Source organism: Nocardia sp. JCM 34519.1 (assembly GCF_020361265.1).
GTDB lineage: Bacteria > Actinomycetota > Actinomycetes > Mycobacteriales > Mycobacteriaceae > Nocardia > Nocardia arthritidis_A.
Genome location: NZ_JAIRBR010000014.1, coordinates 52884 through 61658 on the forward strand (window position 1 = coordinate 52884; position 8775 = coordinate 61658).

Sequence of the window (8775 nt, forward strand, 5' to 3'; positions counted from 1 at the left end):
GCGGGCGGCTCGTCATGAATCCGCCGGTGGGTTCCGGTGCACCCCTCTGCCCTGTTCCGGCCAGGTCGATTGGACCTGGCCGTTGGGCGAGAGAATCACGCTCACCTGCACATCATCGCGCCATCCGATCAGATTCCATTTGCCGTTGGCCTGATAGAGCGCGCGGTCCGGCGCGGCGGCGATCTCCAGCACGTAGCGCCGGATCGTCTCGTCGTCCCAACGCTGCGGGAATTCGGTCTTCCTCGGCACGCCGGTGCCGAAGCGATGTCCGCCGCCACGGCCGATGCCATCGCCGTTCAGGATGTAGTTCATCCGTTGTTCGGTGATCTCCAGCCGATCCAGCGGCGGGAATCTCGAGTGCGTCGACGCGCCCGGCGCATCCCATGCCGTACCGCCCGGCGGGGCGTCATAGGGCGCAATCTGGTGAATCTTGTTGCGCGAGACCACCCGATCGAATGCCGCGTGCAGTTTGTCCAACTCCTCGGGTTCCAGCCGGAACACCGACATATCGCGCAGGCTCTGCCCGCGCACATCCGCCGATTCGAGCAGTTCACGCAATGCGCCCGCGACCGCCGCCGGACGCGCCGCCGGTTCGGCCGCGTACGCCTCGGCCAGCCGATTCACCAGATGAGCTGGCGCCTCGTGGTCGGTGTGCATACCGAAGAACGGATGGGTGACGCCCTTACCGAAATCCGTGGCGTCCCGCGAATATCCCGGCTCGACGACGCCCTGCAACGCGAGCCGGATGGCATCCCACTTCTTGGCGGCCCCCTCGGGGGTGTGCACCTCGGTGTTCAACCACCGGTTCAGCTGATCGGCATAATGCCCGCTGGTCTGCCAGTCGCCTCGGCCCCATGGCTCGCCCCAGTCCGCGCCCTTCAGCTCCGCGGAACGGCCGAGCCGATCCGGCCAGCGGTCGAGTTCACCGGTCTCCAGCAGGCGGGCGATCCGGTCGGCCGTGACCGCCACCTTCGACGAATGGAATACCGCGACGGGTTTGCCCAGCCGATTCGTCGGATCGGGCAGATCGGGGCCGAACGTATTCCGTTCGATGGTGCCCAGCGGCGGATCGAGGCTGTCGCCGTGTGGCCGGAATTCGGTGAGCGGCAATCCGGTTCGCTCGTCGTACAGCTGGTTGCCGTGCTCGTCGGTGACCGGCCGTTCCGCGCCGAACTGCCACCTCTGCGAGTAGTGCAGCCAGCGGTTGGCCTTGGTGCCCTCGTATTCCAGCGCGGAGTTGTAGACCGTCGGCACGCCGAGAACCGTCGGCGTCTCCATGGCCCCGCTCTCCATGCCGACTTGCGCGATATCGCGTTCGGTGCCGAACCGTTGGAAGAACAGACCCTGTTCGGCGCGGTCCATGCCGTTGCGCTTCCAGAACTCGACCAGGGTGTGCGTGTCGACACCGTCGAGAACGCCTGCCCGCTCCCACATTTCGCGCAGACCGGACCATCCGGCGAACAGGTCGTCGCCGACCAGCATGATCTGCCGGTCGGGCTGGCGCTCGCGGAACATCTCGATCATTTGCCGGATGACCTCGGGCCTGGTGTCCAGGTGCGGACCGTGCATGCCGCCGGGGCGCGAGTCGCGGATCCAGAGCAGGGTGTACTTCTTCGGCCCGCTCTCCTCGTTCTCATGCGTCGAAAGCACTTCCCGCAGCATCGATTCCGCGTGTGCGGCACGTCGCTCGCCCGCCTCGCCGGGACCCTTCAGCGCCTCGACGAGCAGTTGCCTGGTTTCGACGGGATGCTCGCGGATGTGGGTCAGCGTGAACATATGCGCCCGCTGCCACCGGGAGCTGGTGTAGAAGTGATCGCGGGAATCGGTGTGCACCAAGCGAATACGACTCGGATCGATACCGCGCTCGATTAGCCGGTCTCGGATCGCCAGCGCCGCCTTCAGCGGTTTCGCGTGGATATCCAACAGTTCCCGCACCATCTCGTGATGCGGTATGTCGTGCACGGATTCACCGCGCAACCACCGCGCATAGGCCACGACATTGGCCTGTTCGAGCGTCATACCCTCGGGCAGCTCGCCGGTGTAGGCGATATGCGCCAGATACCCCTCGCCGAGCATCGAATCGTAGTTGCGGGGCGAGATATAGGCGACCTCGACGGTGGTGCTCGGCTCCGCGGCCAGCGCCAGCGTGTGGATGTATTCCTCACCGCTCTGGTGGCTGTAGAACCGAAGATGCTTGTCGTCGAGACCGGTGACCGGTTCCGGCTCGTAGCCGACCTTGTTCAGCAGGTTCTGGTACAGGAGTTTCACCTTGTCGCCGACCGCGAGCCCGCGGTTAGCTGCCAGGTTGTCCAGGATCGAGTCCAGGCTTCCTGACACTTCTTTGCCACCGGCCAGGGTGTCCCAGTGCGCCATATTCTCCGCGTCGGCGAAGAAGGTGGACGGCGGGCCGTCGCCGGTACCCACTATCCTGCGCACATCCCTGGGCGCCTCCGGCTGCTCCCGCGGCGCCTGTTCGGCCATGGATTCGCTTGCGGGTGTGTGTGTTTCGCCGGGTTGCTCGTGCTCGCCGATCCAGCGGCGCTGCTGCGGATCCCATTGATCGTGGAATTCACCGGGGCGCAGCAGCGGATCGAGGAAGGCGTGTGCCAGCGGCATGGCCTCGTGCAGCGTCCGGTACGGCAGAGCATCGATGGTGCCGAGATTGTTCTCGAACCAGGTCGACCAATCCGGATTGGGCAGCTCGAAACCCTGATCGGTCGGCGCGAGCTCGTCACCATTACCCCTGCGGAATGCGAATTCGGCTTCCAGCATCGCCTTCGTCTGGGCGCCGTCGAATGGATGATGCAGGGCAAGCAGCAGCACATCGGCCATGTCCTGGGGGCGGTACGGCAGCGTGCTGCCCGCCTTCTGGCACATCCAGAGCCCCTCGCGTTCCGGGGCCTGAACGCAGTCCAGACACTTCGCGTCTTCGGATTTGAAGCCCATGGTGTGCATCCCAGCGACCTTGTGCGCCAACGTATCCGCGACGGAGAGCACCCGCATATCCGGCTCCGGCCCCATCGCGCCGGTGCGCAGGAGTTGTTCCGGGAACGGCACCGTTTCCGGATCGGCGTGCATCGGAATCTCGCGCTCCGGGTTCAAATCGGCCCCGAGCTTCATCACCTCGATATCGCCGACGAAGACGCGGTGGAAGATGCGCAAACCGCCGCCCTTCATGTACTCCTTCGCCTCGAAGACGAACCGGAGGTTGTCGCCTCGGTCGAGTTCCAGCGCGGAGCGGTAATCGGCGATCATCTCGTCCTGCAGTTGGGCCTCCCGCGCCGCGCGCTCCGCCTGGGCGAGCTCCGGATCGTGGTACCCGAGCTTCTCGGCGCTGCCGAGCCGGACCATATCGATATCCACGGACACCCGCGCGCCTTTGATGCGCGACAGCATCCCCTGACCACCCTTGAGCACCCAATCGCGCGGGTTCTGCTCGAAGAGCCGCGCCAGCGCCCGGTGCAGGGCGAACTGCTGGACCTCGTCATAGGCACTGTGTTCGGTGCCCGCGGTCTCGGCGCGCGCGGCATCGAGCACCTCGTTGCGGAAGTTCATGGCCGAACGGAAGTCGATTCCGGTGTCCGTGCGGGTTTCCACTCCGAATTCGCCGGTCTGCTGCGGAATTTCGCCGTGCTGATGTTCGGAGCCCGGCGGCCCGTCGCGGTCGAAGACGTGCTCCAGCTTGGCCGCGAGCTCGGGATCGTGCCCGCGCAACAGCCGCCAGCGGTCGGCGTATTCGGGCTCGTGTTTCAGGCCGATCCGGTCCATCAGATCCGCGAGATCCCGTCTCAGCCTTGGCAATTCGTCCGCACGGGCGGGATCGGTCCTGGCCCGCTCGATATGCGCCTCTAGCACCTTCGCCTCGGCGAAGCGCCCGCCCAGGTGCGACGACATCTCGTTGGGGCGCTCGCTGAACGCGTCGGTGCGCACCCGCGGATCCTCCGCGAGCTTGATCTCGGCCAGCTCGTGCGCCAACGCACGCGCCACATCCTCGGTCCTGGCGCGCGGGGAGATCTCGATCTGGAATTCGGTTCCCGCGCCGGAGAATCGGGCGACCTCGTGCGGCAGTGCCGCATCGGCGACCCGCACCGCGACGGTGATATCGCGCCCGTTCACCCGCATCCGGAAGGCCTGCTGCTCCGGATCCCAGGTGCAGCGGCCCGGCATGATCAGCGATTCGTTGTCCGCGATCTCCCGGCGCACCTCCGCGGGCGTGAGATGGGCCGCGGTCTCGGGGCGCGCGTCGCCACGGAACTCGCCGACATTGCTCGCGGTGCCGTGGCTCGATTCGCGGGCGGCGCCGACCAGTTCGGGTTCGCGCTCGTGGGGCATTCCGGCTCGGCGACCCCGTTCGGTGTCGCGGGCGGCCGGATCGGTCCGGCGGCCTGTTTCCGAGCCGCGGCGGCCCGGATCACCGTGGCTTTGCCCGGGGTCGCCGGTACGGCGGTGCGGTATGTAGTCGGGTTGGCCGGGTTGCCGATGCTGTCCGGGATCGATACCGCGCGAAGCGGATTCGGTGTCACGACCGTTCGAGAGGATGGCGCGTTCCTCGGCGGGAGTGGCGCGATCCTTGGCGACGAGGTTTCCGGCCGGATCCGCCTCGGCGACGTGCAGGGTCGGCTCGGCGGCGCGGGAACTCGGTATTACGGCGCGCAATTCGGAGTGTGCGGCGACATCGGCCTCGGCCGCTGCGTGCGCTGCCGGGACGGGACGGTCCTTCTGCCCGGCGGCGAGGTTCGCGGCGCGGTTCCCGGTGTCGGAACCGCTGACGCCGGCGCGCGCGGCCGGGCGTTCGGTTGCCGGACGGTCGGCGGCCTGGGTATTACGTTCGGGCGCAACCGGTTTGACGATGCGGTCCACCGGAGTCGCCTGCTTGCCGACCTCGCTCGAAGCGGATGTGATGGCCCGGTCACCCGCGACCGGTTTCACGGGCTCGGCCGGTTTTCCGGAGTCGGCCGACGTCTGGCCCGAATCTGCAACGCGCGCACCGGTTTCCGCATGAGCTGCCGGGACCGCGGTGGTGCGTTCGCTCGGCACCGCTTGATCGCCGTGCCCGTTCGAGGCGGCTTGGTGGCCCGGGGCATCGGTTGCGGTGAGCGCGTTCTTGCCGTTGACATCCGGGTGGGTGGCGGTGGGTTGGGTCGTCGGGGAGTCGTGATGTTGTCCGGTGCTGTCCGCCTGCACATGGTCCGGCGCGGACACCGGATTCCGTTCCGCCACATCGGGTGCCGGAGCGTCGGGGCGCGGGGCGGTGCTCGGGGGCTCGGCGAGCGCCCGCAGTTGGTCCTGGCGGGCGGCCATCTCGACGCCGCCCTTCAACCCGTGCGCGGCGCCGAGCACCAGGCCCGGCGTCAGCGTTTCGGGGTGAAAGGTGAAGTCCACCTTGCTCGGATCGAAATAGCCGTGCGCCAACTGGCCGCCGACCTGCCATGCGACATCGGCACCGTACATGCCGAGGCCGCCCGCCGCGCCGCCGACAACCCCGCTGACCAGACCGTTGAGCCGCGGCCCGAGTCCGAGTTTGCCGCCGAGCGCGCCCGCGCCCATACCGAATCCGGCACCGACCGCGGCGCCCGCACCCCACTCCAGCCCGGTCTTCAAGGTCTGCCCGACGTCGAAACCGTGGTCGCGGTGTCCCGCCCCGATCTGATAGAGCTGAATTCCGGTGTCCAGCGCGGCGCCTTTGACCGCCTCCTTCAAACCGGCGATCCCGATCTGCTTGAGGTAGGGCTTGAGCAGGTTCTTCAGCCCGACCTCGCCCGCCTTCGCGGCCAGCCGCTTCAGCCCCTGCTCGGCCGCCACCTCCACCGCCTCGCGACCGGCGGCCAGCGCCTCGGGCACCAGCGCCTCGCCCCACGGCAAATCCGCGAGCAACGCGATCACGGTGTAGAGGGTGATGGCGGCGAATCCGACATCCATGATCTTGGTGTATTCGAGTTCGGTGCCACCGTTCCTGGTGTAGTCGCCGAGCTCCTCCAGCCCCTTCGCGTTTTCCTCCACCGACGCCTTGCCGTTGAAGAGCTTCGCGAATTCCTGATGTGCCTGGGTCGCGCCCTCACCGGTGTAGAACTTCAGGGTCTGATCGGTGACGCGCTTGATATCCGGTTCCAGCGCGCGCAGATCCTGGCCCGCCTGCTTCCAGGCGTCGCCGAGCGCGAAAAGGGCCCGCTCGTCACCGACGGGGTAGGACTGGCCGAAGTTCAGCGCCCGAATGAGCCACCCCGGAAGCGAGTCGAGCAGATCGTCGACCCCGGCCATCAGCCGACCGCCGGACTTTCCCGGTCACCTGTCCGCAAACGCATCACCAACCCGAGTCCCGCACATCGGACCGGTTGGCCGAATCGTGTTCCCACTCCTCGACATTGGCGAATTCCATGGTGACGCTCATATCGTCGGCGAACGCCGAACCCTGCCGCCCCGGCGGCTCCAGCGACGGTTCCGGCGGTTCGGGCAGCATGTCACGCACGTCCGGCATGCCATCGATGAAGTCGGACAGACGCGGCACGCGCGCGTTCTTGCGCGTGACCTCGGCGACCATCTCCTTGGTCCTGGTCCGCACCTGCGCGGCGGCCTCCTGCGCCGCCTCGGTGAATGCCCGCGCGATCTCCGCGTGCGTCAAATCCCCTATGTCGGAAGAGAATTTGGTCTCGATGACGTCCCCGTTGGCGTTCACCACCACGGTCACCCGCTTACCCGCGGCGCTTGCCGACGCGGTGAGCTTGACCTGCTCCCGCTGCATGCGCTGGATCTCCTGTATCCCCGCCTGCACCGATTCCATCAATTCGGCCAGACGCGCCTTGGCCATCTCGTTCGCCATCAGAGCGACTCCTCCCTGTAGCGCCTTGGGTTTCAGGCCTGGAAGCCGTCGGTGTTATCCGACTCCTGCTTGTCCAGCGCGTCCGCACCGTCGCGCAGGCCACCCGAATAGGACTGCAGGAGTTGGACTTTCGAGCCGACGGCGGAGTCGAGATTGGTATCCGACGCGATGTAGCCCTTACCGCCGGAAAAATTCTTACCGAAGTCGTCGTCGCCCCACGCGCCCCAGTGGGCGTCGCGCGCCTGCGCCAGCGTGTCCAGTACCCCCTGCACACGCCCGGCGACCTCGTCCAGATCATCGGCGACGCCACGCAATTCGTGCGTCGTCACTTCGAGTTTCTCCGCCATTCCGATCCACCCCTAATCCGTTTGCATCGAAGTGATGGTCTCACGACCGGTGGGCCACGGAAGGTGAAGTCTGAGCGAATCGTCGAATTTACATTGCCACGGCCGATTTCGCGCCCCTGATACCGGGGTCACACAGGGCGAAACCTCGGTGCCCGATTCGTCCGAACCGGTTCAGCGATCGGGGTCGAAGCCGTTGCGACGGTTGCGTTCCGCGATGAGGTTTTCGATCTCGGCCCGGCGGGCTGCGGCGTTGGTTCCGTCGAGCTGTGCGGCGAAAGCGCTGCGTGCGGCGCTGACCAGGTCGTCCGTTACGGCCGGATGTGCCCTGGCGATCGCGGTCAGCGCGGCCTGCGTCTCCAGATCCAGACCGGTACCGGAACGCGAGCCGCGACCGGAGCTCGCGGCCGCGAGCTCCGACTCGAAGGCCCGCCGCAGTTCGTCATCCGTTGGATGTCTATGGCGCACTTGTTACTTCTCCGTTCCCGATTATTCGACCGCACCATATGCTCAGCATTAATTCGCTGTTTATTCGCCGACCTGGGTCCGCGCTCTCGTCGACGAATTGGTAATAGGATAAGCGGCTCGGCTGTACCAGTGATCGCATGAATTCCACTCCTCCCCAACCCTTGTCGGACAAGATCTCCTCGCGGAGCAGAGCAGCGCAATCGCCCGGTTCGTGCCGGCCGAGGTAACTCGCTTGGATAGCCTGGGAGCAACCACGAACGGAGGATTGATGTTGGAACGGCTCTATTACGAGTTGTCGATCGCAGCGGCGCGGCAGTTGGGCCTGGTCACGCGGGCCCAGGTGGCCCGTCTCAGCGATGACAACGCGGCGATAGACCGCCTCTGCGAGGCCAAACTGCTGCAGGTACTCGACACAGATGTTTTCCAGCTGCCCAGCAGTTCGGTGGCTCGCCGATACACCTATCCCTTCGCGGCGTGGCTTGCGCTGGCTCCCGACCGGTTCCGTTGGGAACGCCCGCAGGCGCCGACCGACGATGCGGTCTTGTCGCACGAGTCCGCCGCGGGCCTGCACGGCCTCGGCGTCCTTGCACTGCCGCGGACCGTATTCACGGCGCCACAGCAGTTCCCGGCACCGCAGGCGGTCATCGTTCATGTGGATCGTCTTGCGCCGGAGGACATCACGGTTGTCGAGGGCGTTCCGGTGACCACACCTCGACGCACGATCCTCGACCTCGTCCGCAACGGCGTCGACCACGAGGATGTCGGTCGCGTGCTCGACGACGGGCTGCGGCTGGATGTGGTGGACCTGCGGGCTGTCTATGACGAGATGGTTCCGCTGGCAACGGAATTCGGTTTCCCGGCCGGTGGTGCCGCGTTCCTGCGCTACTTCCTCCCCGACGTCACCCCGGCCTCGCTGTCGCCGCGCAACCTCCGCGCATACGCCGAACTCGCCGCCCCAGAGGAGGTCGCCGGAGTCCATGCCCGGCTGGTCGGCCTGCTCGATGGGTTCGGCGCGCCGAACGGGGTCGTCGATGCGTTGAGCAGGGATGTCGCCGAGGAGATCGTCGGGCGTCTGCGCTGGGGCTGAAACCTGTTGGCCCGTCCCGCGGAACCCGGCGACCGGTGCTCCCGCCGGACGGCGCCTGC

At 66.8% G+C, this 8775-nt stretch carries 5 protein-coding genes; 1 reads left to right on the forward strand and 4 read right to left on the reverse strand.

Features of this window, described 5'->3' with window-relative positions:
* Positions 1 to 12 precede the first annotated feature (12 nt).
* The 4 genes from LGY53_RS29090 to LGY53_RS29105 all read right to left on the reverse strand — a co-directional run bounded on the left by LGY53_RS29090 (position 13) and on the right by LGY53_RS29105 (position 7629).
* Entirely contained in the window at positions 13 to 6258 is a 6246-nt protein-coding gene (locus LGY53_RS29090) for a nucleotidyl transferase AbiEii/AbiGii toxin family protein (protein WP_225729888.1), read from the reverse strand.
* A gap of 43 nt (positions 6259 to 6301) precedes the next feature.
* Positions 6302 to 6817, reverse strand: a complete 516-nt coding sequence (locus LGY53_RS29095) for a YbaB/EbfC family nucleoid-associated protein (RefSeq protein WP_225729889.1) — start codon at positions 6815 to 6817, stop codon at positions 6302 to 6304.
* A gap of 32 nt (positions 6818 to 6849) precedes the next feature.
* Positions 6850 to 7164 (reverse strand): WXG100 family type VII secretion target, encoded by a 315-nt coding sequence (locus LGY53_RS29100; protein WP_225729890.1) that lies wholly within the window; start codon positions 7162 to 7164, stop codon positions 6850 to 6852.
* 171 nt (positions 7165 to 7335) lie between these two features.
* Complete coding sequence (locus LGY53_RS29105) at positions 7336 to 7629, reverse strand: hypothetical protein (protein ID WP_225729891.1); 294 nt, start codon at positions 7627 to 7629, stop codon at positions 7336 to 7338.
* A 268-nt stretch (positions 7630 to 7897) separates the two neighbouring features.
* On the opposite strand from LGY53_RS29105, the gene LGY53_RS29110 reads away from it, so the two are divergent.
* Positions 7898 to 8716, forward strand: coding sequence for a hypothetical protein (locus LGY53_RS29110; RefSeq protein WP_225729892.1), 819 nt, complete (start codon positions 7898 to 7900; stop codon positions 8714 to 8716).
* The last annotated feature ends 59 nt before the right edge of the window (positions 8717 to 8775 follow it).

Excerpts from the sequence above, each read along its gene's own strand:
- LGY53_RS29110 (WP_225729892.1), top strand. The coding sequence starts at position 7,898 with ATGTTGGAACGGCTCTATTACGAGTTGTCGATCGCAGCGGCGCGGCAG.
- LGY53_RS29090 (WP_225729888.1), bottom strand. The coding sequence starts at position 6,258 with ATGGCCGGGGTCGACGATCTGCTCGACTCGCTTCCGGGGTGGCTCATT.
- LGY53_RS29095 (WP_225729889.1), bottom strand. The coding sequence starts at position 6,817 with ATGGCGAACGAGATGGCCAAGGCGCGTCTGGCCGAATTGATGGAATCG.
- LGY53_RS29100 (WP_225729890.1), bottom strand. The coding sequence starts at position 7,164 with ATGGCGGAGAAACTCGAAGTGACGACGCACGAATTGCGTGGCGTCGCC.